At 69.8% G+C, this 23,329-nt stretch carries 24 protein-coding genes, 1 tRNA gene and 2 pseudogenes; 12 read left to right on the forward strand and 15 right to left on the reverse strand.

Features of this window, described 5'->3' with window-relative positions; genetic code table 11:
• Window positions 1-29 precede the first annotated feature (29 nt).
• The 7 genes from VED21_RS06525 to ihfB form a co-directional block, all read right to left on the reverse strand.
• Window positions 30-596, reverse strand: coding sequence for a hypothetical protein (locus tag VED21_RS06525; RefSeq protein WP_324881516.1), 567 nt, complete (start codon window positions 594-596; stop codon window positions 30-32).
• Between the two features lie 58 nt (window positions 597-654).
• Window positions 655-1,704: a YsnF/AvaK domain-containing protein gene (locus VED21_RS06530; protein ID WP_324881518.1), complete on the reverse strand. Its 1,050-nt coding sequence runs from the start codon at window positions 1,702-1,704 to the stop codon at window positions 655-657.
• Window positions 1,701-2,108 carry a YsnF/AvaK domain-containing protein gene (locus tag VED21_RS06535; protein ID WP_324881519.1) on the reverse strand — a complete coding sequence of 136 codons (408 nt, stop codon included), beginning with the start codon at window positions 2,106-2,108 and terminating at the stop codon, window positions 1,701-1,703. Before VED21_RS06535 ends, VED21_RS06530 begins: the two co-directional genes overlap by 4 nt.
• A gap of 15 nt (window positions 2,109-2,123) precedes the next feature.
• Window positions 2,124-2,258: a hypothetical protein gene (locus tag VED21_RS06540; protein ID WP_324881520.1), complete on the reverse strand. Its 135-nt coding sequence runs from the start codon at window positions 2,256-2,258 to the stop codon at window positions 2,124-2,126.
• A gap of 127 nt (window positions 2,259-2,385) precedes the next feature.
• Complete coding sequence (locus VED21_RS06545; protein ID WP_324881521.1) at window positions 2,386-3,342, reverse strand: ornithine cyclodeaminase family protein; 957 nt, start codon at window positions 3,340-3,342, stop codon at window positions 2,386-2,388.
• A gap of 94 nt (window positions 3,343-3,436) precedes the next feature.
• Complete coding sequence (locus VED21_RS06550) at window positions 3,437-3,805, reverse strand: LapA family protein (protein WP_324881522.1); 369 nt, start codon at window positions 3,803-3,805, stop codon at window positions 3,437-3,439.
• Between the two features lie 58 nt (window positions 3,806-3,863).
• Window positions 3,864-4,145 carry an integration host factor subunit beta gene (ihfB, locus tag VED21_RS06555; RefSeq protein WP_324881523.1) on the reverse strand — a complete coding sequence of 94 codons (282 nt, stop codon included), beginning with the start codon at window positions 4,143-4,145 and terminating at the stop codon, window positions 3,864-3,866.
• Between the two features lie 223 nt (window positions 4,146-4,368).
• On the opposite strand from ihfB, the gene VED21_RS06560 reads away from it, so the two are divergent.
• Window positions 4,369-4,806 carry a PAS domain-containing protein gene (locus VED21_RS06560; protein WP_324881524.1) on the forward strand — a complete coding sequence of 146 codons (438 nt, stop codon included), beginning with the start codon at window positions 4,369-4,371 and terminating at the stop codon, window positions 4,804-4,806.
• Between the two features lie 168 nt (window positions 4,807-4,974).
• On the opposite strand, the gene rpsA is transcribed toward VED21_RS06560, so the two are convergent.
• The 3 genes from rpsA to aroA all read right to left on the reverse strand — a co-directional run bounded on the left by rpsA (window position 4,975) and on the right by aroA (window position 8,955).
• Entirely contained in the window at window positions 4,975-6,684 is a 1,710-nt protein-coding gene (rpsA, locus tag VED21_RS06565; protein WP_324881525.1) for a 30S ribosomal protein S1, read from the reverse strand.
• 155 nt (window positions 6,685-6,839) lie between these two features.
• Complete coding sequence (cmk, locus tag VED21_RS06570; RefSeq protein WP_324881538.1) at window positions 6,840-7,496, reverse strand: (d)CMP kinase; 657 nt, start codon at window positions 7,494-7,496, stop codon at window positions 6,840-6,842.
• A gap of 127 nt (window positions 7,497-7,623) precedes the next feature.
• The gene (gene aroA, locus VED21_RS06575; protein ID WP_324881526.1) at window positions 7,624-8,955 is read right to left on the reverse strand and encodes a 3-phosphoshikimate 1-carboxyvinyltransferase; all 1,332 of its coding nucleotides are present in this window, start codon (window positions 8,953-8,955) and stop codon (window positions 7,624-7,626) included.
• A gap of 179 nt (window positions 8,956-9,134) precedes the next feature.
• On the opposite strand from aroA, the gene VED21_RS06580 reads away from it, so the two are divergent.
• Window positions 9,135-9,326, forward strand: a complete 192-nt coding sequence (locus VED21_RS06580; protein WP_324881527.1) for a hypothetical protein — start codon at window positions 9,135-9,137, stop codon at window positions 9,324-9,326.
• 152 nt (window positions 9,327-9,478) lie between these two features.
• Here the strand turns inward: VED21_RS06580 and ggt are convergent, their stop codons facing one another.
• Complete coding sequence (gene ggt, locus VED21_RS06585; protein WP_324881528.1) at window positions 9,479-11,245, reverse strand: gamma-glutamyltransferase; 1,767 nt, start codon at window positions 11,243-11,245, stop codon at window positions 9,479-9,481.
• 181 nt (window positions 11,246-11,426) lie between these two features.
• Here ggt and VED21_RS06590 point away from each other — a divergent pair, with 181 nt between their 5' ends.
• Window positions 11,427-11,828, forward strand: coding sequence for a TIGR02300 family protein (locus VED21_RS06590; protein ID WP_324881529.1), 402 nt, complete (start codon window positions 11,427-11,429; stop codon window positions 11,826-11,828).
• Between the two features lie 138 nt (window positions 11,829-11,966).
• Window positions 11,967-12,042: transfer RNA gene (locus tag VED21_RS06595), tRNA-Ala, on the forward strand.
• Between the two features lie 142 nt (window positions 12,043-12,184).
• Here VED21_RS06595 and VED21_RS06600 read toward each other — a convergent pair.
• The gene (locus VED21_RS06600) at window positions 12,185-13,618 is read right to left on the reverse strand and encodes a site-specific integrase (protein ID WP_324881530.1); all 1,434 of its coding nucleotides are present in this window, start codon (window positions 13,616-13,618) and stop codon (window positions 12,185-12,187) included.
• An 837-nt stretch (window positions 13,619-14,455) separates the two neighbouring features.
• Between VED21_RS06600 and VED21_RS06605 the strand changes: the two genes are divergently transcribed.
• Window positions 14,456-16,231, forward strand: a complete 1,776-nt coding sequence (locus VED21_RS06605) for a ParB/RepB/Spo0J family partition protein (protein WP_324881531.1) — start codon at window positions 14,456-14,458, stop codon at window positions 16,229-16,231.
• A gap of 80 nt (window positions 16,232-16,311) precedes the next feature.
• Here VED21_RS06605 and VED21_RS06610 read toward each other — a convergent pair whose 3' ends face one another.
• On the reverse strand, window positions 16,312-16,530 hold the full coding sequence (locus VED21_RS06610; RefSeq protein ID WP_324881532.1) for a helix-turn-helix transcriptional regulator: 219 nt from the start codon (window positions 16,528-16,530) through the stop codon (window positions 16,312-16,314).
• A gap of 171 nt (window positions 16,531-16,701) precedes the next feature.
• Here VED21_RS06610 and VED21_RS06615 point away from each other — a divergent pair, with 171 nt between their 5' ends.
• The gene (locus VED21_RS06615) at window positions 16,702-17,136 is read left to right on the forward strand and encodes a helix-turn-helix domain-containing protein (RefSeq protein ID WP_324881539.1); all 435 of its coding nucleotides are present in this window, start codon (window positions 16,702-16,704) and stop codon (window positions 17,134-17,136) included.
• On the opposite strand, the gene VED21_RS06620 is transcribed toward VED21_RS06615, so the two are convergent.
• Window positions 17,129-17,455 (reverse strand): transcriptional regulator, encoded by a 327-nt coding sequence (locus tag VED21_RS06620; protein WP_324881533.1) that lies wholly within the window; start codon window positions 17,453-17,455, stop codon window positions 17,129-17,131. The genes VED21_RS06615 and VED21_RS06620 overlap by 8 nt on opposite strands.
• A 41-nt stretch (window positions 17,456-17,496) precedes the next feature.
• Here VED21_RS06620 and VED21_RS06625 point away from each other — a divergent pair, with 41 nt between their 5' ends.
• Complete coding sequence (locus VED21_RS06625) at window positions 17,497-18,111, forward strand: hypothetical protein (RefSeq protein ID WP_324881534.1); 615 nt, start codon at window positions 17,497-17,499, stop codon at window positions 18,109-18,111.
• A 157-nt stretch (window positions 18,112-18,268) separates the two neighbouring features.
• Window positions 18,269-18,508: a hypothetical protein gene (locus VED21_RS06630; RefSeq protein WP_324881540.1), complete on the forward strand. Its 240-nt coding sequence runs from the start codon at window positions 18,269-18,271 to the stop codon at window positions 18,506-18,508.
• A gap of 20 nt (window positions 18,509-18,528) precedes the next feature.
• Here VED21_RS06630 and VED21_RS06635 read toward each other — a convergent pair.
• Window positions 18,529-19,303 (reverse strand): annotated as a pseudogene (locus VED21_RS06635) (ISL3 family transposase); the annotation flags it as partial.
• Between the two features lie 271 nt (window positions 19,304-19,574).
• Between VED21_RS06635 and VED21_RS06640 the strand changes: the two are divergent.
• The 4 genes and pseudogenes from VED21_RS06640 to VED21_RS06655 all read left to right on the forward strand — a co-directional run.
• Window positions 19,575-20,414, forward strand: coding sequence for an IclR family transcriptional regulator (locus tag VED21_RS06640; RefSeq protein ID WP_324881535.1), 840 nt, complete (start codon window positions 19,575-19,577; stop codon window positions 20,412-20,414).
• 66 nt (window positions 20,415-20,480) lie between these two features.
• Complete coding sequence (locus VED21_RS06645; protein ID WP_324881536.1) at window positions 20,481-22,019, forward strand: ABC transporter substrate-binding protein; 1,539 nt, start codon at window positions 20,481-20,483, stop codon at window positions 22,017-22,019.
• A gap of 13 nt (window positions 22,020-22,032) precedes the next feature.
• Window positions 22,033-22,950: an ABC transporter permease gene (locus VED21_RS06650; protein ID WP_324881537.1), complete on the forward strand. Its 918-nt coding sequence runs from the start codon at window positions 22,033-22,035 to the stop codon at window positions 22,948-22,950.
• 1 nt (window position 22,951) lies between these two features.
• Window positions 22,952-23,329: pseudogene (locus tag VED21_RS06655) on the forward strand (ABC transporter permease); the annotation flags it as partial.

Genomic DNA, 23,329 nt, shown 5'->3' on the forward strand with positions numbered 1-23,329 from the left:
GCCCTCCCCGCCGGAGGCGGGGAGGAGCCTCAGAACGCATAGCTCCGCACGCGGGAGCGCAGCGGGGCGTCGTTGGCGTCGCGGAGGTCGGCGGCCGCCGCGCGGGTGCCGGTGTCGCGGCCGGTGACGTGCGCGGCCCACTCGGCGCGGGCCTGCTCGGCATCGTAATCCGGGGCGGCCGGGTCGTAGCGGGTCCAGCCGGCGTCCTGGTAGGCGCGGACGCGCTCGTCCATGTCCACCGGGTGGTAGCGGTCCATGACCGCCAGCGCGCGTTCGAAGGCGACGTTGTCCAGCCGGCCGACCACCACCACGGCGCCGCGGCGGACCGCCTCGGCGAAGGCGTGCGCCTCGTCGTCGGGCACGCCGAAGTCCTTCAGCGTGTCGACGCGGCTGTCGGTGCTGTCGTAGACGACGCGGTAGGCGGAGGCGAAGCCGCGCCCGGCCTCGTTCTCGCCGGCCAGCCCGGCCGTGGCCTTGGCGCTGGCATTGCCGAGCAGGGTGAAGGCCTCGCTCAGCCCCTCCCCTTCCAGGTCGTTCAGCGCCCGCAGGGCGACGTCGATGTCGTGGTAGAGCGCCACGATGATGCGGTCGTGCATGGCAGGCCTCCCCTGTTGCCGTACATGAGCAACAGGGGAGGCGCCGGCCGCGTTCCCGCTAGACGTCACGATCGGTGATGGGGCGATCGGTGATGGGACGATCCGTGATCGGCCGGTCGGAATCCGGGCGGTCGGTGCGGTTGTCGTCGATCTCCACCTCCGTGCGGCGCACGGTGTCGGAGACGTTCTGCGCCCGCTCCTCGACCTCCTTGCGGATCACCACCTCCTCGCGCACGCGGGCCTCCTTGTTGACCACGGCCTCCTCGCGCCGCTCGGTCACGTCGATGGTGCGCTCCTTGAAGGCGTCGGGCGGCACCTCGCCGGCCGGGTAGTCGACGGCGCGGCGCTCGATGGAGACGCGCTCGTCACGCAGGTTCACCGTCTCGTTGACGGGCTGCTCGACGACGTAGCTGCGCACGCGGATGTGGCCGCCCTCGATGGCGCGCTTGCCGACGTTCACCGCCTCCTCGACCACCGGGATGCGCTCCTCGTGGTCGCTGCCCAGGCCCGACGAGCGGGTGTCGGTGCTCTGACGCTGGGTCTGCGTGGTGTTGGCGTCGCGCATGGCCGAGGCGGCGGCGCCCAGCCCCATCCCGGTGCCCATCCCGGTGCCGGTGCCGTAGCGGGTGCGCTCCTCGTCCACCTGCGTGGCGTCGTAATCGGTGGCGGTGGCGTCGTAGCCGGTCCAGCCGGAGGTGCGGTAATGGGACAGCCGCTCGTCCGGGTCCACCGGGTTGTGGCGCTCGATGATGTCCAGCGCCTCGTCGCAGCGGCCGTCGTCGACGCGGCCGACCAGCAGCACGCCGCCCCGGCGCACGCCTTCGCAATAGACCTGCGCGTCGTCGTGCGGCACGCCCATGCGGGTCAGCGTGCCGATGCGGTTGGACGGCGAATCGTAGTCGGTGCCGAGGTCGGAGCCGAGCGAGCCGGCGTAGCTGCTGGTGCTGGTGGTGCTGGTGGTGGTGTCGCTCCAGCCGGCGGTGGTCCTGGCGTGGGCGCCGCCCATCACGGTGAAGTCGTGCCGCAGACCGGCCGTATCGAGATCCGAAAGCACGCGCTGGGCGGCGGTCGCGTCGTCGTAAAGCGCGACGATGGTCTTGTGGGTCATGTCTCTCCTCCTGAGGGGGATTCCGGTGGCACAGCCGCGGGCGGGTCGCGGGTGACGACCGCCTCCTCCGCGCGCAGCGTGGCGGTGACCCGCTCCGTGCGCCGGGTGGTGCGTTTGCGGATGTGCAGTTCTTCCTTGAGGACCAGCCGTTTGGTGACGACCAGTTCCTCCTCGACGATGGGGACGATCAGCACGTCCCCCTCCTGCCGCGTGTCCGGCACGGCGTCCACGGGACGCCCGACCGGCACGCGCACGACGTCGACCTCTTCGCTGTCCAGGTCCTGTTCGGCCGTCTGCTGGTGTTCGAGGACACGCGTGGTGACGCGGACGCGGTCGCCCTCGACCGTGCGCTTGCCGATCGACAGGACTTCTTCGTGCAGCGGCACGCGCTGCTCTTCGGTCATGGCGGGGCCCGCCCCTTAGAACAGGAGGAAGGCCAGCACGATCAACAGAATGATCAGCCCGAGAATCCACCAGATGGACTTGCCGCCGGCCTGCCCGGCCACACCGCCGACGCGGTCGTACACACCGACCTTGCGGGGTTCGTCTGCCATGGGGGTGCTCCTGTCGGGTAAGTTTCGTGTCCGAACCAACAGAAACCTAAGGATCCCGTTCCACCCCCGGCGGGTCCTATACCAACAGTACAGGTGCTTGCTGGGCGCCCGACGCAGCGCTTCCCAGTCAGCGCAATGTTTCGTTGTGCATCACCATCTCCACCGCCAGCTGGGCGGCGCACAGGTCCTCCAGCGCGGTGCCGACCGACTTGAACAGGGTGATCTGGTCGTAAAAGCGCCGCCCGGCGCGCTCGCCGCGCGTCAGGTCGTAGAGGTCGCCGGCGATGTCGTCGCGCGTCAGGATGCCGGCGTTCAGGGGCTGCACGATGTCGCCGGCCTCCTTGCAGGCACCCTCGCGCGTGTCGACGAAGACGCGGGCCTTGCGGATGCAGTCGTCGTCGGCCTCGCGCATCTCCGGCGTGAAGCCGCCGACGAGGTCGATGTGCTGGCCGGGCTGCAGCCACGCGCCCTTGATCAGCGGCTCGCGCGCCAGCGTGGCGCAGGAGATGACGTGGGCGCCGCGCACGGCACCTTCCAAATCGTCGGTGGCCTCGATGCGGAACTTCGGGCGGTGGAAGCGCGCGGCCACCTTCTTCGCCTTCTCCATGCTGCGGCCCCAGACCAGCACGTGCTTGATCGGCAGCATGCTGGCATGCGCCTCGATCAGCTCGGGCGCCAGGGCGCCGGTGCCGACCATCAGCAGCCGCTCCGAATCCGGCCGCGCCAGGTAGGTGGCGGCAAGCGCGGAAGCGGCGGCCGTGCGCCGCTTGGTCAGCGTGGCGCCGTCGATGAAGGCCTGTGGCAGGCCGGTCTTGCCGTCCAGCAGGATGTAGACGCCCTGCACCGCGGGCAGGTCGTGCTTGGCGTTGTCGGGGAACACCGTCACCACTTTGATGCCGATGTTCTTGCCCGTCTGCCACGCCGGCATCAGCAGCAGCGTGCCGTCGTGCTCGTCATAGGTTTCGACGGTGTGGTGGTGCCGCATGGGCACCTCGACTCCGGCACGGAAGGTTTGCCGCAGCCGCTCGATCAGCATGCGGTGGTGGAGGACCGATTTCAGCTCCGCCCCGGTGATCGTGCGCATGGGCAACCTCCTTGCTGGCCTCTTTCCCCCTTAAACGGGGACGGGGGGCAAACCGCCCCCCTTTGCGAGTCCGAAAGCGCGCCTTCCGAAAGCGTCAGGCCGCTTCCGAGGACGGCAGCGCCGGCACGCGCGGCTGGCCGGCGACCGGGCGGGTCAGCTCGGCGATGCGCTTCTCGGCGGCGGCGGCGCGGGCCTGCGCCTCCTTCAGCTCGCGCTCCAGCGTGTAGGCGCGGTCGCTCTGGGCGCGGGCGCGGCGGCGGTGGCGGCCCTGGCTCATCCAGGTGATGACGCCGCCGGCGAGGAAGCCGACCAGCAGCGCGATCAGCGTCGCCAGATAGACCGGCGCCTCCACCGTGAAGGGCAGCGGCCACAGCGACAGCGTGACCTCCCCCCGGTTCGAGACGGCGAACAGGACCGCGGCGAGCGCGATCGGCAGCGTGATGATCCAGGTGAGATAGCGCACGGGCGTCTTCCTAGTGAGCGGGGAGATCAGTCGGAGTGGGGATCAGCCGGCGTGAGGCTCAGTCGGTGTTGAGCCGCTCGCGCAGCTGCTTGCCGGTCTTGAAGAAGGGAACGCACTTCTCGCCCACGTCGACCGATTCGCCGGTGCGCGGGTTGCGCCCGGTGCGGGCGTCGCGCCGCTTGACGGAGAAGGCCCCGAAGCCGCGCAGTTCGACCCGGTCGCCGCGCCCCAGCGCGTCGGTGATCTCGTCGAAGATGGTGCCGACGATCTTCTCGATGTCGCGCTGGTAGAGGTGCGGATTGCGTTCCGCGAGCCGCTGGATCAGCTCCGATTTGGTCATGGCGTCGGAATTCCCCCCGGGGGTGGCCGGCGCGGTTGGCCCGCGCCGTTCGCGCCAGCGTGCCAAAAGCCGTCCGCCCCCGTCAAGGTAAGCCGTTATGCTGGAACCATTTTCCGGCGCGAAGGGTGCGCGGCGGGGGCGCCGATTCATTGCCCCCTAACTTAATGGTGTCTTCACCGTTTAGGGTCCAATCTATAGCGGTATCCCTTCGGAACCACCGGCCATGACACCCGCCTCCACCGCCGACGACAAGCTTGCCGCCTTCCAGTCCCTGTGGGAGGAGCGCCGCGCCGGCCGTCCCCTGCCGGAGCGCCGCGATTTCCAGGTCGAGGATTTCCGCCCCTGGCTGGGCCACGTCTGCATCACGCGGCTGGAGCCGGAGACGGGCCGCTGCCGCATGACGCTGTGCGGCACGGCGGCGGCGGAGTACTTCGGCGTCGACCTCACCGGCAAGCTGATCGACGACGTGTTCCCGCAGCAGCGCTTCGGCTGGCTGTTCGAGATGTACCGGGAGTGCGAGCGCACGCGGCGCCCCGTTTCGCGCACCACCCCGCCCTTCACCTACGAGGGCACCTACCGCACGCTGAAGCGCGTGCTGCTGCCCTGCGGCACGGGCGAGACGGTGGACACGTTCCTGCTGTGCATCTACGCGGTGCGGTAAGCACCAACGTTGGGTTTTGCGGCCGACACCCCAACCCAACCTAAATGGGATGCGCCGGTAGGTTGGGTTGAGCGCAGCGAAAGCCCAACGCCCATCCCGCCCCAAAACGAAAAGGGGCCGCCCGGAGGCGGCCCCTTTCCCAACTCTCCACGAAGGAAGGCCGAAGCCTTACTCCTCGCCGGTCGTCTGCTTGCGGCGGAGCGCCGCACCCAGGATGTCGCCCAGCGAGGCGCCCGAGTCGGACGAGCCGTACTCGGCCATCGCCTGCTTCTCCTCCTCCATCTCGCGGGCCTTGATGGACAGCGAGATGCGGCGGGAGCCGCGGTCGATCTGGGTGACCTTGGCGTCGACCTTCTCACCCACCGCGAAGCGCTCGGGGCGCTGCTCGGCACGGTCGCGCGACAGGTCGGACTTGCGGATGAAGCCGGTGAAGCCTTCGGTCACCGACACCTCGATGCCGCCGTCGGTCACCGCCGTCACCGTGCAGGTCACCACGTCGCCCTTCTTCAGGCCGGCGGTGGCGGACTCGAACGGATCGGAGGCCAGCTGCTTGATGCCGAGGGAGATGCGCTCCTTCTCGACGTCGACGTCCAGCACCTTCACCTTGACGCGGTCGCCCTTCTTGTACTCGGCGATCGCCTCCTCACCCGACTTGTTCCAGTCGAGGTCGGACATGTGAACCATGCCGTCGATGTCGCCCGGCAGGCCGACGAACAGACCGAACTCGGTGATGTTCTTGACCTCGCCCTCGATCTCGGTTCCCGGCGGGAACTTGTCGACGAAGGTCTCCCACGGGTTGTCCAGGCACTGCTTGAGGCCCAGGGAGATGCGGCGCTTCTGCGGATCGACGTCCAGGACCATGACCTCGACTTCCTGCGAAGTCGACACGATCTTGCCCGGGTGGACGTTCTTCTTGGTCCACGACATCTCGGACACGTGCACCAGGCCTTCGATGCCCGGCTCCAGCTCCACGAAGGCGCCGTAGTCCGTGATGTTGGTGACGCGGCCCTTGAACCGGGCGCTGACCGGGTACTTGGCTTCCACGCCTTCCCACGGATCGGCTTCCAGCTGCTTCATGCCGAGGCTGATGCGCTGGGTCTCCGGGTTGAAGCGGATGACCTGCACCGTGACGGTCTGGCCGATCTGCAGGGCTTCCGACGGGTGGTTGATGCGGCGCCACGCGATGTCGGTGACGTGCAGCAGGCCGTCGACGCCACCCAGATCCACGAACGCGCCGTAGTCAGTGATGTTCTTGACGACACCCTGGAGGACCTGGCCTTCCTTGAGGTTGGCCACCAGCTCCGAACGGGCCTCCGCACGGCTCTCCTCGAGCACGGCGCGGCGCGACACGACGATGTTGCCGCGCGAGCGGTCCATCTTCAGGATCTGGAACGGCTGCGGCGTGCCCAGCAGCGGGCTGATGTCGCGGACCGGACGGATGTCCACCTGCGAGCCCGGCAGGAACGCCACGGCGCCGTTCAGGTCGACCGTGAAGCCGCCCTTGACGCGGCCGAAGATCACGCCGGTGACGCGCTGCTGGTCGTTGAACGCCTTTTCCAGCTGCGTCCAGGCCTCTTCGCGCTTCGCCTTCTCACGCGACAGGACGGCTTCGCCGTTCTTGTCTTCCATACGCTCGAGGTAGACCTCGACCGTGTCGCCCGCCTTCAGCTCGGGGGGCTGGCCGGCGACCGCGAATTCCTTGAGCGCGACGCGCCCTTCCGACTTCAGGCCGACGTCGATCGTCACCATGTCGTTCTCGACGGCGACGACCCGTCCCTTCACGACGGTGCCTTCCAGGGACTCGCTGGTGCCCAGCGACTCCTCCAAGAGCGCCGCAAAGCTTTCCTTATCGGCGGTCCGGGCCAGTGCTTGTGCCATTGAAACTCCTAAGGTTGCGCAAAAAGCGGTGCCAGCCCCCGGTCCGCCACGGCATCATGGCGAAAAGGGCCGATCCACCGCCGCGCCGGGCCCCACGCCCGGCGACTTGGGTTGAAAGGTTTCCTCGGGAGGGCGTTCGGGCTCGCGAGACGCGATCAGCGCTTGGGGCCAAGACCGGTTTTTGAGCCGATGTAGGCGAGTGCCGCGGCGAACGCCTGTTCGGGGTTCATCGCGGACGTATCAAGCACAAATGCGTCGTCAGCCGGCTTGAGCGGGGCCACCGCTCTCTGGCTGTCGCGCGCATCACGGGCCTTCATGTCCTCCAGGACGTCGGAGGGTATAGCCGGAATCCCACGTTCCCGCAACTCCTTGAGTCGCCGTTCGGCGCGCACCTCCACCGAAGCGGTAACGAACAGCTTGGCGGCGGCGTCCGGGCAGACCACCGTGCCGATGTCGCGCCCGTCCAGCACCGCCCCCGGCGCGCCCGCCGGCGGCACGGCCGCGAAGGTGCGCTGGAAGTCGAGGAGCGCCGAGCGCACCTCCGGCACCACGGCCACCTTGGAGGCCGCCTGCGCCGCTTCGTCGGAACGCAGCTCGGGATCGGCCAGGATGCCGTCCTCCGGCCGCAGGGCGCGCGCGACCTGGGCGGCCACGGCGGCGTCCGCCGGGTCCTTCCCGGCGCGCAGCACGGCCACGCCCACCGCGCGGTACAGCGACCCGGTGTCGAGGTGCGCCAGCCCCAGTTCCGCGGCGATGCGCTTGGACAGCGTCCCCTTGCCGCTTGCCGCCGGGCCGTCGATGGCGATGATGATGGATTTCGGCATGAACGCACACTCGATAAGTCAATGTGGGTTGGGTTGAGGCGCAGCCGAAAACCCAACATCCCTGCCACGGAAAGCACGTCGGGTTTTCGCCTGCGGCCCAACCCAACCTGCGAATTCACGCGATCTTGGCGCCCAGCCCGTTCATCAGCCCCACGAAGCCGGGGAAGCTGGTATCGATAAAGGTGCCGTCGTCGACCTGCACGGGCTCGGCCGTGGCCATGCCCAGCACCAGGAAGCTCATGGCGATGCGGTGGTCCATGGCGGTGGCCACCGTGGCGCCGCCCTGCGGCGGCTTGCCGGTGCCGTGTACGGTCAGGCTGTCGTCCGCACCCACCTCGACCTTGACGCCGCAGCGCGTCAGCCCTTCCGCCACCATGGCGAGGCGGTCGCTCTCCTTCACGCGCAGTTCCTTCAGGCCCAGCATCACCGTGGTACCCTCGGCGCAGGCGGCGGCGGCGGCCAGCACCGGGTACTCGTCGATCATGCTCGGCGCCCGCTCGGCCGGCACCACCACGCCCTTCAGGGCCGAGCCCTTGACGCGCAGGTCGGCCACCGGCTCGCCCGCCAGGTCGCGGCGGTTGAGGTACTCGATGTCGCCGCCCATCTCGACCAGCGTCTCGTAGATGCCGGCGCGGCGCGGGTTGAGGCCGACGTCGGTCAGCAGCAGCTCCGACCCCGGACGCAGCAGCGCCGCCACCGCCGGGAACGCGGCCGAGCTGGGGTCGGCCGGCACCACAATCTCGCGGCCCGTCAGCTCCGGCTGGCCGGTGACGGACACGGCGAGCGCCCCGTCCTCCAGCCTCTCGGTGGTCACGGTGGCGCCGAAGTGGCGGAGCATCAGTTCGGAATGGTCGCGGGTCGGCTCCGCCTCGATCACCGTGGTGACGCCCTGGGTGTTCAGGCCGGCCAGCAGCACGGCCGACTTCACCTGCGCCGACGGCACCGGCAGGCGGTAGGTGATCGGCACCATCTTGTCCGACCCGATGACGGCCAGCGGCAGCCGCCCGCCGGCCCGGCTGACGAAGCTGGCGCCCATCTGCTCCAGCGGCGTGATGACGCGCGCCATCGGGCGCTTGTTCAGCGAGCCGTCGCCGGTGAAGAACGTCGTGATCGGGTGCGCCGAGACGAGGCCGATGAGCAGCCGCGCGGCCGTTCCGCTGTTGCCCATGTCCAGCACCTGCGCCGGCTCGCCCAGGCCGCCGACGCCCACGCCGCGCACGCGCCACACGCCGTCGGCGCCGCGCTCGGCGAAGGCGCCCAGTGCCCGCATGGCGGCCGCCGTGTGCAGCACGTCCTCGCCCTCCAGCAGGCCGTGGATGACGGTCTCGCCCACCGCCACGGCGCCGAACATCAGCGCACGGTGCGAGATCGACTTGTCGCCCGGCACGCGGGCGGTGCCCGCCAGGGCGCCGGTGGAGGACGAGCGCAGCGGCTTCGCCTGCGGCATGGGAAAGACCCTCGACTGCTATGACTTCGGCCGGAGTTCGTAGCACAGCCGCACCCATGATGCGAGAGGGGGCAGGCAGGCCGCGCGAACGGCGGCCGTGAAGCCTTACCCCCATTACCGGTGCAGTCTTTCCCGGCCCCCCTTTGCTACTGTGCCGTCCAAGCCAGACGGAGCCCGGCATGAAGACCCAGCGCTTCCCCACCCGTTCGGACGCCGAGCGGTACCTGGCGGCGCAGGGCTACCGCTTCCAGGGCGCCCCCAGCCGCTGGCGCAAGCCCCTGCCCGGCCGCGTCCTCTACGCCGCCGTCGTGCAGCGCGGCCACGCCGCCATCGTGGTGTTCACCGACCCCAAGGACGCGCCGCAGGCGTGAGGCGAAACTTGCCACCGGCGCCCCGACGCGATAGGATGGAAGTCCTGTTGACGTGAAAGGAGCGGACCGCGACCCGTTGTGCGATTGGGCACACCCGCCGGACAGCACAACACAGCACAATGGCGCCCAGCCACGGCGCGCGGCGACGGCCCTCAGTCCCCCACCGCCACGCCCTCGCGCCGGCTGTCGGCGCCGCCGACGAGGCCCTGCGGGGTCACCACGATGGCCTGAGTGCCGGACGTCATCTCCATCAGAGCCACCGCGTGCCCCCTGGCCCGCAGGTCCGCCGCCCAGGCCTCCGCCTCGGTGCCGGCCTCCAGCTCGGTCGGGCCGTTGCGGCTGCCGAAATTGGGCAGGTCCACCGCCTCCTGCGGGTCCATGCCCCAGTCCAGGATGGCGACCAGCACCTTGGCCACGTAGTTGATGATGGCGCTGCCGCCCGGCGAGCCGACCACGGCGTGCAGCCGGCCGTCGGCGTCGAAGACGATCGTCGGCGCCATGGAGCTGCGCGGGCGTTTGCCGGGCTCCACCCGGTTGGCGACCGGCTTGCCGTCTACCTCCGGCAGCGCGCTGAAGTCCGTCAGCTCGTTGTTCAGCAGGAAGCCGCGCACCATCTGGCGGGATCCGAACTGGTCCTCGATGGTGGTGGTCATCGACACGGCGTTGCCGGCGGCGTCGACCACGGCGATGTGGCTGGTGCCGTTCTCCGCCGACTCCGCCAGCCCCCAGGCCCGCGTCTCCTTGAACGGCGGGTCGCCGGGCGCGGCGGTGCCCATGGCGCGCGCGGGGTCGACCAGCGCCGCCCGGCCGCGGACGTAGCCGGCATCGGTCAGCCCCTTTACCGGCACCGGCACGAAATCGGAGTCGGCGAGGTACAGGTTGCGGTCGGCGAAGGCCAGCCGCCCGGCCGCGGCGAACCAGTGCACGGCGTCCGGCATGCGCGTGCGCAGCGCCGCCATGTCCTGCGTCTCCAACACGCCCAGCATCTGCCGCACCGCCACCCCGCCGGAGCTGGGCGGGCCCATGCCGCAGACGGTGTAGGCGCGGTACGGGGCGCACAGCGGCGGACGCTCCTTCACCCGGTAGCCGCGCAGGTCGTCTTCCGTCAGGTCGCCGGGATTCGTGGGATGGCCGCGGACGGCGCGCACGATGTCGGCGGCGACCGGCCCTTCATAGAAGGCGTCCGCCCCCCGTTCCGCCAGCAGGCGCAGCGTGGCCGCCAGCTCCGGGTTCCGCAGGACGCTGCCCACCGGCTTCGGCGTGCCGTCCGGCTGGTAGTAGAGGGCGGCCGCGGCGGGCGTCTTCCTCAGATGCTCGTCCTTGCCCAGCAGGCCGTTGAGGCGGGGCGAGACGGGGAATCCGCCCTCGGCCAGCGCGATGGCGCGTTCGAACAGACGGGGCCAGGGCAGCATGCCGTGGCGCCGGTGCGCCGCCTCCAGCAGCCGCACGGTGCCCGGCACGCCGACCGGGCGACCGCCGACCACGGCGGCGGCGAACGGCAGCGGCTTGCCGTCGGCGCCCAGGAAGCGGTCGGGCTTTGCTGCGGCCGGCGCGGTCTCCCGCCCGTCGAGGGTGGTGACGGTGCGGGCATCCGCGTCGTAATGGACCAGGAAGGCGCCGCCGCCCAGGCCGGAGCTTTGCGGCTCCACCAGCGCCAGCACCAGCTGCACGGCGATCGCCGCGTCCACCGCGCCGCCGCCGGCACGCAGGATCTCCCGCCCGGCCTCCGCCGCCAGCGGGTTGGCGGCGGCGACCATGAAGCGGGTGGCGGTGCCCGCCGCGTGCGCCACGCGGCCGGTCGCCGCCTCCGGGGCCTTGTCCAGCACGCCCTGCGCCGGCGCGGCGCAGGGAAGCAGCGCCAGCAGGCCAATGACCGCCAGAGGGCGCCAGCCCGCGCGGATCGACGTGACCAAACCCACCTCCTTGGCAAGCGTTCGCCGGTGGCCCCGACGTTTCGGACAACAGGATATGGCCACCGCCACGACGCCGGAAGGTCTTCACGGCTTCTTTTGGTCCCAAGTTTTTTTTGACAACGGCCCCGTGGCATGGCAAAGGGCCGGCCTTGAGCTTTTTGACAGGGACGAGACGGAGGAGTTCGCGGTGGCGAAACCGGAATGGGGCGTCAAGCGCATCTGCCCGAGCTGCAGCACGCGCTATTATGATCTGCGCAAGGAGCCGCCCGTCTGCCCGTCCTGCGGGACGCAGTTCGATCCGGAGGCGCTTCTGAAGTCGCGCCGCGCCCGGCCCGTGCCGGTGGACGACGTGGTGAAGAAGTCCCCCGCCGTGGCGGAGGACGAGGATGTCGAAACCGGCCTGGACGAGGACGAGGCCGCCGAGATCGAGGAGGTCGAGGACGAAGTCTCGGTCGACGACATCGAGGAGGAGGGCGACGAGCCCGCCGAGGACGAGGACGACGTGCTCATCGAGGACACCTCGGAGCTGGGCGAGGACGACATGGACGAGGTCGTCGACGTCGAGGGCGAGGACGAGGAGGAGCGCTGAGCGGGAGCTGGGACGCGGCGGTGAAAAAAGGTGGAGAGGGGCGAAATTTTTCGCTTGCATGACGGGCCTCCCCGGCCCTATATCCCCCTCCACCGAGGCCGCCGGCCACCACGAAGACCGGCAGCATCCCAGAGTTTCGGGGCCATAGCTCAGCTGGGAGAGCGCTACAATGGCATTGTAGAGGTCAGGAGTTCGATCCTCCTTGGCTCCACCAATAAAAACAAGGGCTTGGCTCAGAGATGAGCCAAGCCCTTTTGGTTTCCAGCAATCACCCAGCAATCACCGAATCGGCAAACCCGGGCGAACTGGAGCGGACTTCCGGTGTGCGGTCGCCGGCCCATACGCTGCTCCGGGTTCTAACCGCCTGCGGTTGCTCCAAGCGACCGTGACGCGGTGGCCGACGGCTCTGCACCGGCCTGCCCGAGGTGGGCGGCGAGCGCCTCAACGATGACATCCTCGAGGCTCCGGCCCTCGATCTCGGCCCGTGCCGTCGCCGTCGCGACCAGATCCCGGGGAAGGCGGAGTTCGCACCGCACCGTCCGGTCACGGCCCGCCACCGGAAGAAGGTTCGATGCGATACGTCCTGCGATTCGCTCGGCCGCCGCCTTGACCGGATCCAGCGTCAGGTGGGCATAACGCTGGGTGGTTGCCGCCTTGGTGTGACCGAGCAGCCGGCCGATGACGAGCAGGCTGCTTCCGTCATCCGCGCCGACGCTGGCGAAGGAGTGGCGCAGGTCGTGCAGCCGGACGTCGTTCAGTCCGAGTTCAGCCCGCAACCTCTCCCACACCTGCTGGAGGCCCACGAAGTGAGAGCCATCCTTGCTGCCGGGCAGCACGTAGGGGTTCTTTTCGACCCGCGGCAGCGTGGCAAGGTAGTCGAGCACGGGCTTGGCGACCGGCAACGCCTTCGCCCCGGTCTTGCTGTCGGCGAAGCGCAGAAAGCCGCGCTCGGCGTCGATGTCGCACCACTTGAGCGTCAGGATCTCGTTCTTGCGGCATCCGGTGAGCGCCAGCAGCCGCAGGGCCGCTATCGCCGACGGATGCACACCCTCCCGCCCGGCCCTGTCCAGGCATTCGCCCAGCCGGATCGTCTCGGCCTCGGTCAGGAAGCGTTCCTTGGGCTTGCCTTTCAGCAGCACGACTCCGCGCGCAGGGTTGTCCGGCCGCACACCAACGGCAGCGGCGTAGGACAGGATCGCGCTGAACACGGCGATGGTCCGGGCGGCCGTGCCGGCACCGCCACGGACAATCGCCCTGCCCTGTTTGCGCGTCTTCACGTCGTTCGCGGTCTTGCCGGCGGCGATATCGATCTGGAGTTTCTCGATATCCATCCGCTTCAGGCTGCCGACCTGCCGACCTCCGAGGAGCGGGCGGACATGGCGGTCGATGTTGCTTCGGTCGATGGTCAGCGATGATGCCTTCTTCGGTGTGCCGCGCTTCGTGACGATGACCGGCTGAGCGAAATACAGATCACACAGTTCTCCGACCGTGACGTCCCTGCGGGCGTGCTGCTTCGCGGCGGCCGGGTCGTCGCCCTGGGTGACGCGGGCCAGTATCCGCTTGGCCTCGTCGCGTGCGCTTTCCGGTGTCCAGGGAGACCCGTGCTTGCCGATGGTATAGCGGCGCACCGGCGCACCCCGACCGCCAGTCCGGTACTGCACCACGTACACCCGCTGACCGCTTGGCGTGACCTTCAGACCGAAGCCCTTGACCTCGCCGTCCCAGAGAAAGCGGTCCCGCGGCTCCGTCGCTGTACTGTCGACAACCCGCTTGGTAATCCTCACCGCCATCGCCCCGCCCCCACGGCGCTCGCAAGACATCCTGCCAGTCAGGCGCCTCCCGAACAGCAATTCACGTAATCCGGATACGGAGTGCTTCAACGTCGGTCCGATGTTCGTACCCGGGTTCGTGGAGAACACGGTGGATACCGCGTCAGCGATGCTGGTCTCCTCTTCGGCTCATACCCCCCACCCGTGCGGAACACGAACAGCTCCGGCACTTGGCCCTGGAAGCACTCGGGAAACCTGCTGACCACATGCAACGCCAGAGAAGCAGACTTATCCAACGGACGCACAGGGACGTCGTGGGGCGGTGCAACCGGGCATCACGCCGCCGCTGTAGGACGTTTCCGACGGCCGCCATGTCGAGCGCGTGGTCGGCCAGCGGATATCACGCCGGCCCGCCAGCGACTCGCCCGTGTTTCCCTGGCACCGTCCGAAGCACTGCACCGTCAAGTCCCCTGCTACACGGTGACCTTCGGCAAGATTGCTCCGCCGGGCAACGTCCGTCACGGGGGAAACGCGTGAGTGGCGGAAGCCGACGGGGTTTCCGCACCGCCGATCCGGTCACGCCCCATTCACCGCACGTACGCCAGGGGCTTAGTTCAATCAGCCGTGCTCTGGATTGACCACCCGCCACGGGGGAAAGCGGGCGTTGCCCGCTCTCCCCCGCGAGGGCCGCCTGTTGCCGGGCAGGGCCGCCGGCTCAGGGCACGGGACGTGCCCCTCGCCCGGACAGCCCGGCCCGGCGCGCCGTCCCTCGCCCCCCACTCACCCACCGCTCGCGCGGCCCCGGGAAGCAGCAGCGGCAAGGCTGCTGCTTCGCAGCTACACGAGATGGAGTAGACCATGAGCACGCAACGCGTTCCCCTGTCCCAGCTTCTCCCGCCCACGTCCAACCCGCGCAGGCGCATCGACCCCGCCGGCATCGAGGGGCTGGCCGCGTCCATCCGGACCGACGGCATGCTCCAGAACCTCGTCGTCGCGTGCCTCAAGGGCGACCGCTTCCGTGTCGTCACCGGCGAGCGGCGCTACCGGGCCTTGAAGCTGCTGGAGAGCCGGGGCGCGATCGGCGCCGACTACCCGGTGCCCGTGGAGGTGCGCCACGGGCTGAAGCCCGCCGACGCCCGGCGCATCGCCCTGGTGGAGAACGTGCAGCGCGAGGCGCTGGACGCCATCGACGAGGCGGACGGCTTCGCCGCCCTCCTTCAGAAGGGAGCCACGCTGGACGACGTGGCGGCGCAGACCGGCCTGAGCACCACCACCGTCAAACGGCGGCTCGCACTGGCCGGGCTGTGCGCCGAGGCCAAGCGGGCGGTGCGCGACGGTGCCATCGGGCTCGGCATCGCCGAGGCGTTGACGCTGGGCACGCACGACCAGCAGCGGCGCATCCTCGCCGACGTAGAGGACGGCGGCTGGTACGAGTCCGACGACGTGCGCGCCCGGCTGATCGAGGAAAAGCCGTCCGTCGCCATGGCGGTGTTCCCGCTGGAACGCTACAGCGGCACCTTCACCTCCGACCTGTTCGCCGAAGCCGAAGCCACCTACTTCGACGATGCCGAGCAGTTCCACGCCTTGCAGCGGCAGGCGGTGGAGGAACTGGCGGCCGAACGGGCGAGGACGGCTGCCTTCGTGGACGTGTTCGACACGCACGGGGCACCCTGGTGGCACTACCGCGCGGCACAGGAGGGGGAGAGCGGCGGCGTGGTGATCAACCTCACTCCTTCGGGCCGGGTCGAGGTGCGGGACGGGCTGGTGCGCCATGAGGTGCCGCACGCCGTCGCCGCAGAGACGCGGGAGAGCCCGCTGGCGGTGCGGCGGGAGCGGCCCGAGTATCCGGCGTGGCTGGTGCGCCATATGGCCGCGCACAAGACGCTGGCCGTGCAGACGCTGCTGATCGCCGCCCGGCGCACGGCAAAGGAGGTGGCGGTGGTGCTGCTGATGCGGGGTTCCGATGGTCATCATGGCCGGGTGTCGGTGGAAGCGCATCCCGCGCTGGCCCTGTTCGCGGGCGGAGACGACCGGCCCCGCAGCCACGACGCCATCGAGGCGGCGGCGGCATACTTCGAGCGCCTGCTGGAGCTGGAGCCGGACAACGACGAGGCCGTGTACGGGCCGGGCAGCCGGGGCGCCTGGGAGCGGCTGGTGGGCGAACCCAAGGACGGTGCCGACCTGTACGAGCGGGTCAAGCGGCTCAGCGACGAGGATCTGGACGGCCTGCACCGGCTGCTGACCATCCTCGCCTTCGGCCAGGGCGACATGGACGCCATCGACCACGGCGACAGCCTGTTCAACCGGGTGGCGCGCGACCTCGGCGCCGACATGCGCGACTGGTGGCGGCCGGACGAGACCTTCCTGGGCGGGCGCACCCGCGACCAGCTCGGCGCCATCGCGGTGGAGAGCGGCGCCACCGCCGCCATGGGGCGGCTGGCGGACTACAAGAAGACCGGTCTGGTCACCGCGCTGGCGAAGCACTTCGAGCGCACCGCCGAGGCGCCGGACGACGCGCCGGACTGGCAGATCAGGGGCCGCGACTGGCTGCCCGGCGCCATGCGATTCGGTCCCGAACCGGAGGCGGACACCGGGGACGAGCCCGATTCCGGCCTGCCCGCCGCGGCGGAATAGCACCCGACGCCGCCCTCCTTCGGGAGGGCGGCTTGGCGCGCCAAAAATCGCGCCGGCCGCGCGGGGCGGCCGGCGCGGTGTCACGGGGCCGGCGCGCCGTTCAGCAGGTCGCCCGGCGGCACGCCGAGCGCGTCGGCGAGTTCCTTCAGCACGGTGACCGTCGGGTTGCGGGCGCCGCGCTCGATGCCGCTGATGTAGGTGCGGTGCAGGCCGGACTGGAAGGCAAGCTCCTCCTGCGACCAGCCGCGCGAGCGCCTGATCCGCTGCACGTTGAGGCCGACCTGCGTGCGGATGTCCATGGCGCACAGAACACCCGCTTGCAGCCTATCGGTCTACAGACTATGAGTAACATTCCGTGGGACACGCGTGTGTCCGTCTGCCCGCGCACACCCGGCGCGAGCGCAAGGGACGGCGCGGGTCGCGCGATCGACGGCGGCGGGGAGGGAGGGCGCGTGGACGACGGAACGCGGATGCACCGGGGGCGCGGGCGGGCGCCCAAGGCCGGCAGCGGGCTGGACCGCGTGGACGCGCACATCGGCAGCCGGGTGCGCATCCGCCGCACGCTGCTCGGCCTGTCGCAGACCGAGCTGGGCCGGAGCCTCGGCGTGACCTTCCAGCAGATCCAGAAGTACGAGGGCGGCGGCAACGGCATCGCCGCGTCGCGGCTCTGGCAGCTGGCCGGCGTGCTCGGCGTGCCGGTCAGCTTCTTCTTCGACGACCTGCCGCCGCCGGGCGGCGTCGTGGCCGAGACGCTGGGACCCGAGATCCCCCTGCCGCCGCTTGGGCGGCGCGAGACGCTGGAGCTGCTGCGCTGCTACTACCGCATCGAGGACCCGCGCCTGCGCCGGCGCGTGTTCGACCTCGTCAAGGCGACCGTCGGCGCTTTGGAGGACGCCGTCAGATGACGTCCGGGGACGAGGGCTTATCCCTCCTGACGCGCACGCCTTCCCCGCCGCCGTTTTCGGGAATGAACTCGACGCCTGCCGCTTCCAGAGCGGCTCGAAGTGCCCGCAGGGTACGGATGTTCAGCTTCCGCGCGCTCTCCCGCTCGAAGTCGGCAACGGTCTTTTCTCCGACTTCGGCGGCGATGGCGAGCTGCTCCTGGCTCATGCGGACCAAGCCGCGACCAGCCCGGCACTGCGCGGGCGTTATGATCGCTTTTCTGTCATTCAGCATCTTTTCCGTTGCCCTTTCCGCCGTCAAATGACAGAATAGCAGTTGCATCTCGCCTCTCAAAGGAGGTAGCCGTGCCTTCGCGGACGCGCGTGCCGAAGACGACCAAGGCGTCGCGCCGGGCGGCGGTGGCGGCCGCCGTCCGCTTCCTTAAGGGCGTGCCGGCCGAGGGCGCCGCCGCCGATCCGCTCGTCGGGCTCTGGCGCGAGTGGCGCCGGGCCTCGGCGGCCGTTCGAAGGCACGGCCGCACGGCACAGCGGCTGGAACGGGAACTCGCCGCACGCATCGGCTTCCCGCGCGTCCCGATCGTGACCACCGATCCCGACCAGCCCATAGTCTGGGTCACCGAGTTGGAGCAGATCGACTGGATACTGGGAAAGACGGCAGCCACCGAGGCGCAGCGCCAGCGTCTCGAGCGGGAGTTGGCCGACGTGCGGGCGCGCTGGAATGCCGAGGCCGCAGCCTGCGGCTACACCGAGGCGCAGGAGCGCGAGGCCGCAGCCGGCCGCCGGGCCGAAGACCTGCTGCACACCGCCGCCGCGACGCCGGCCCGCTCGCTGGCCGGAGTGATCGCCAAGCTCGCCGTCGCCGCCGAATGGGCGTTGTCGGAGCCGGAGGCCGATGGCCATCCGTGGACCTTCCTCAGTACGGCGCTCGCCGACCTCACCGCCATCACCAACAACTCGGCGCCGGATCACGGCGCGTGACGCGCACTGCCGCCACGGTTTCGGCGGATCAAGCGCGCCGATTGCGCCGATCCAGAGCCGCTTGTCGTCTGCTTTGCGCCGATAGCGTTAGAAAAGTCGGGGTTGCCGGCGACCTGAAGTGCTGATTCAATTCTCCTGAGCAGCGGAGGACGCAGCGATGGTAGGCGAGCGGACGGTGATGCAGGAGGCGCTGTTCTATAAGTTCAGCCTCGAGCACCACATCCCGTCGGATCACCTGCTTTGCTCCATCGACCGGTTCGTCGACCTATCCGGCAGCCACGTCATCACCATCCGTGACGACAGCTACCGGCTGCGGGAAAAGCGGCGGGCCGGGATGCTCAAGGGCAGCCCGGCGGCTGCCACGAGCTCTGCGGGAAACTGGGTGATGACGGCCTGAGGAGGGCGGCGTCGCTTTGCTGGCCATGCGCAGATCATGATGATGACGGTCGAGAACCCCGGCCAGAGCATCACCGAGATTGCGGAGAAGATACCAGCGATCCGAGACCTGGACGGCGTTCGGAGCGCCGGCCCGAATGCCGTCGGCGTAGGCGCCGGCGCGGTCGCGGGCAACAACCTCCACCCTGGGATGGGCTTTCAGCCATGCCGCCACGGTCTCCGCGTGGCGGTCGGGCAGCCGGTCGATGGAACGGTTGCGCTCCAGATCGACGATGATCGTGCCGTAGCGCTGACCACGCCGCCCGGACCAGTCGTCGATGCCGATGACGCGTGGCGTCGGCACCGCCGGCAGGGGAGCCGCCCGGATCAGGCCCAACAGCGTGTCGCCGCTCACCGGCATGGCCAGGCAAGCCGCCAAGCGGGCACCAGCTTCGCCGCCGGCGCTGAGGGCGATGCGCCGTTGGGCCTCCGAGAGCCGGACTGTCCGCCGCATCTTCGGCAAGGCGACGGCCGGCAGGCGTTCGGCGAAGATGCGGCGCGGACACTCGAAAGCGGCGCAGCGGAACCGGCGAACCTGAAGATCGAGTTGGCCAACCCGGCCCTGCCAAGGCAGGTCGCCGAAGCAACGAATGTAACGAGTGTGAACGCGGCGCGACCGACGCCGATACACCGGGCAGGCCGCCGTGGCAGCGCGACCGCGAGCGGCGATGACGACGCGGTTGTGGGGGACGGTGACAGGATCAACGACGAGACCGGGCGGGAGCAGGGACAGCAGCGATTTTGATAAGAAGATCAACGCACTCTGAAAAGGGATGCCGTTCCCTCTATGCGCTCACTGTCGCTTGTCACTGCATTCACGCTGCACCAAAAACGCGAAAGGACCCGGGACTTGGGCCCAACGACGCGCCGGGCCCATTCTTATTTCCAGGCCGGCACGGTCCACGGGAACTGCAGCCCTCGCGACCAATTCTCATATTGTGGTAAATTTATCTCACATCCTGGTTGATTTCGTTGACAGCAAAGCGGTGCCGGCTAGACTTCCCGCATACCCCAGTGTGCAGGAGGAGATGGTGACGGGACCAGCGCCGCGGACGCCGGTGCAGCGGTCGAGACTGGACCGCGGGGGCGCCAGGGAGCCTGCCCTGGCCGGCGCCCAGTCGATCCAGCGGGCCATCACGCTGCTGCGGGCCGTCGCCCAGACCAACGAGCGCGGCGCCCGGGCCACCGCGCTGGCGGCCGAGGTCGGGCTTTCGGTCGCAACCACGCACCGCATCCTCAGCGTCCTCGCGCAGGAGGGGCTGCTCACCCACGATCCCTATTCCAAGCTCTATCACCTGGGCGTGGAGCTGTTCGTGCTCGGCACCGCGGCCCAGGAATTCTCCATCCGCGACCGCCTCCGCCCGGTCCTCGAACAGGTGGCGCTGGAGACGGAGGACACCGTCTTCCTGCTGATCCGCTCGGGCAACGACGCGGTGTGCATCGACCGGGTGGAGGGGTGCTTCCCGATCCGCACCCTGACCCTCGACGTCGGCGCGCGCCGGCCGCTCGGCATCGGGGCCGGCGGCATGGCACTGCTCGGCTTCCTGCCGGATCCCGAGATCGAGGCGGTGCTGGCGGCAAACGCCCCGCGCTACGCCAGCTACGCCGGCTTCACCGCCGACGACATCCGCAACTGGGTGCAGCAGACCCGCGAGTTCGGCTACGCCCTCAACAACGGCAGCCTGCGGCCGAGCGTGCTCGCCGTCGGGGTGCCGGTCCTCGACGCCGCACGGCGGATCGTCGCGGCCGTCAGCGTCGCCGCCATCCCCGAGCGCATGCCGGAGGACCGCCGGGAGCGCATCGCCGAGATGATCGCCCGCCACCTGTCGCTCGTCGGCGACGCCGCCGGCCAGACCGCCGTCCGATAAGGACGGCACCCCGACACCGACTGCGAACGTCCGTCAGAAGACGTCCATCTTCCGGGAGAAACACCCATGCTTCGCTTCCTGAAGGCGGCCGCCGTGCCCGCCATCGCCGCCGCCTTGTCTTTTTCCACCCTGCCCTTCGCCGCCCCGGCGCACGCCGGCAAGGCCGACGACACGCTGAACATCGCCTGGGCCGGCGAGCTGCCGACGCTGGACCGCTACTTCAACGTCCTGCGCGAGGGCGAGCTGGTCGCCCGGCTGGTCTTCGACTCTCTGCTCACCGTCGATCCGAAGACCTTCGAGTACCAGCCGCTGCTCGCCTCCTCCTACCGGTTCGTCGACAACCGCACCATCGAGTTCGAGCTGCGCCGCGGCGTGCGCTTCCACAACGGCCAGCCGTTCGACGCCGACGACGTCGTCTACACCCTGACCCTGATGGCCGATCCCGCCACCAAGGTGCTGACGCGGCAGAACGTCGACTGGATCGAGCGGGTCGAGAAGCTCGGCAGCCACACGGTGCGGATCGTCATGAAGGCGCCGACCCCGCTGGCCCTGGAGTATCTGGCGGGGCCCCTGCTGATCTACCCGCGCGCCTACTACGCCGAGGCCGGCAGCCGCGGCTTCGGCCAGCGGCCGGTGGGCACGGGCCCCTACAAGGTGACCGAGGTCGATCCCGGCAAGCGCATCGTCTTCGAGGCCAACCGCGACTACTTCGCCGACAGCCCGAAGGGCAAGCCGTCCATCGGCCGCATCGTCCAGCGCACCATCCCCGACCAGAACACCCAGGTCGCCGAGATGCTGAGCGGCGGCATCGACTGGATCTGGAACGTGCCCACCGATCAGGCCAACAAGCTGGCCCGCATGCCGGCGCTGACGGTGCAGAACGCGCAGACCATGCGCATCGGCTATCTCGCCTTCGATGCCTCCAACCGCACGGGGCACGCCTCGCCGGTCAACGACCCGCGGGTCCGCCGGGCCATCGCCCACGCCATCGACCGCAAGGCGATCGTCAAGCAGCTCGTCCGCGGGTCCTCGCAGGTGATCGACGCCGCCTGCTTCCCGACGCAGTTCGGCTGCACGTCGGACGTCGCCGTCTACGACTACGACCCGGCCAAGGCAAAGGCGCTGCTGGCCGAGGCCGGCCACCCCAACGGCTTCGAGGTCGAGTTCCACGCCTACCGCGACCGCCCGGTCGCCGAGGCGGTTATCGGCTATCTCGACGCCGTCGGCATCCGCGCCAAGCTCGTCTACCTGCAGTACGAGGCGCTGCGCGAGAAGACCTACAGCGGCACGGTCGACTTCAGCTTCATGAGCTGGGGGTCCTATTCGATCAACGACGCGGCGGCCAGCGTCAGCCAGTTCTTCAAGGGCACCAAGGACGACTACCTGCGCGACCCCCAGGTGGTGCAGTGGCTGGAGACCGCCGACGGTTCGGTCGACCCCGCGGTGCGCAAGGAGAACTACGCCAAGGCGCTGCGCCGCATCGCCGACCTGGCGGCCTGGGTCCCGATGTTCACCTACAACGTCAACTACGTCCACACCAAGGACATCGCCTTCACGCCCACCGCGGACGAGATCCCGCGCTTCTACCAGGTCACCTGGAAGTGACGGGGAACGCGCCATGCTGACTTACACCCTGAAGCGTCTGGCCCTGGCCTTCCTCGTGGCGCTCACCGTCTCGGTCGGGTCGTTCACCCTGCTGCGGGCGGCGGGCGACCCGGCGGTGGCGATGGCCGGGCATTCCGCCAAGGCGTCGGACATCGAGTTCATCCGCACGACCTACGGCTTCGACCGGCCGCTCACCACCCAGTACCTGGACTGGCTGGGCAAGGCGCTGCGCGGCGACTTCGGCGAGAGCCTGTACTTCCGCACGCCGGTCAGCCGCATGCTGGCCGACAAGCTGCCCACCACCATGACGCTGGGCGGGCTGGCGCTGCTCTTCGCGCTTGGCGTCGGGCTGCCGCTGGGCATCGCCGCGGCGGTGCGGCCGAACAGCTGGATCGACCGGGCGGCGCTGACCCTGTCGGTCACCGGGCAGGCGATGCCGACCTTCTGGTTCGCGCTGCTGCTGGTGCTGCTGTTCAGCGTCACCTTCCCGCTGCTGCCGCCGTCGGGGTCGGGCACCTGGAAGCACTTCGTGATGCCCACCATCGTGCTGGGCTACTACGCGACGCCGGCCATCATGCGGCTGACGCGGGCGGGCATGATCGAGGTGCTGGCGTCCGACTACATCCGCACCGCCCGCGCCAAGGGCCTGCACCCGGCCCGCGTGCTGTTCAAGCACGCCCTGCGCAACGCCGTCATCCCGGTGGTCAGCCTGGCGGCGGTGCAGTTCGGCTTCATGCTGGGCGGCTCGGTGGTGGTGGAGACGGTGTTCGCCCTGCACGGCACCGGGCAACTGGCGTGGGAGTCCATCAGCCGCTCCGACCTGCCGACGGTGCAGGCGATCGTCCTGGTGTTCTCCGGCTTCTACGTCGTCCTCAGCCTGATCGCCGATCTTCTCAACGCGTGGCTCGATCCGCGCATCCGGGTGGCCTGACATGACCGCGACTGACACGTTGGCATCTCCCGCCATGACCGCCCCTGCCCCCTCCCCCGCCCGCGGCGCGCTGCGCCGGCGCGTCCTCGCCCACCGCGGGCTGGTCGCCGGGCTCGCCGTCCTCGGCCTGATCCTGGCGGCGGCGGCGCTGGCGCCGCTGCTGGCGCCGCACGATCCCTACCGGCAGGCGCTGATGGAGCGGCTGGTCCAGCCCGTGTGGTACGCCGACGGCAGTTGGAACCACCCGCTGGGCACCGATCACCTGGGGCGCGACTACCTGAGCCGGCTGCTCTACGGCGCCCAGGTGTCGCTGCTGATCGGCTTCGCCACGGCGCTGCTGTCCGGGCTGATCGGCACGACGCTGGGGGTGTGCGCCGGC

The sequence above is a fragment of the Azospirillum sp. genome (assembly GCF_035627195.1).
GTDB lineage: Bacteria > Pseudomonadota > Alphaproteobacteria > Azospirillales > Azospirillaceae > Azospirillum.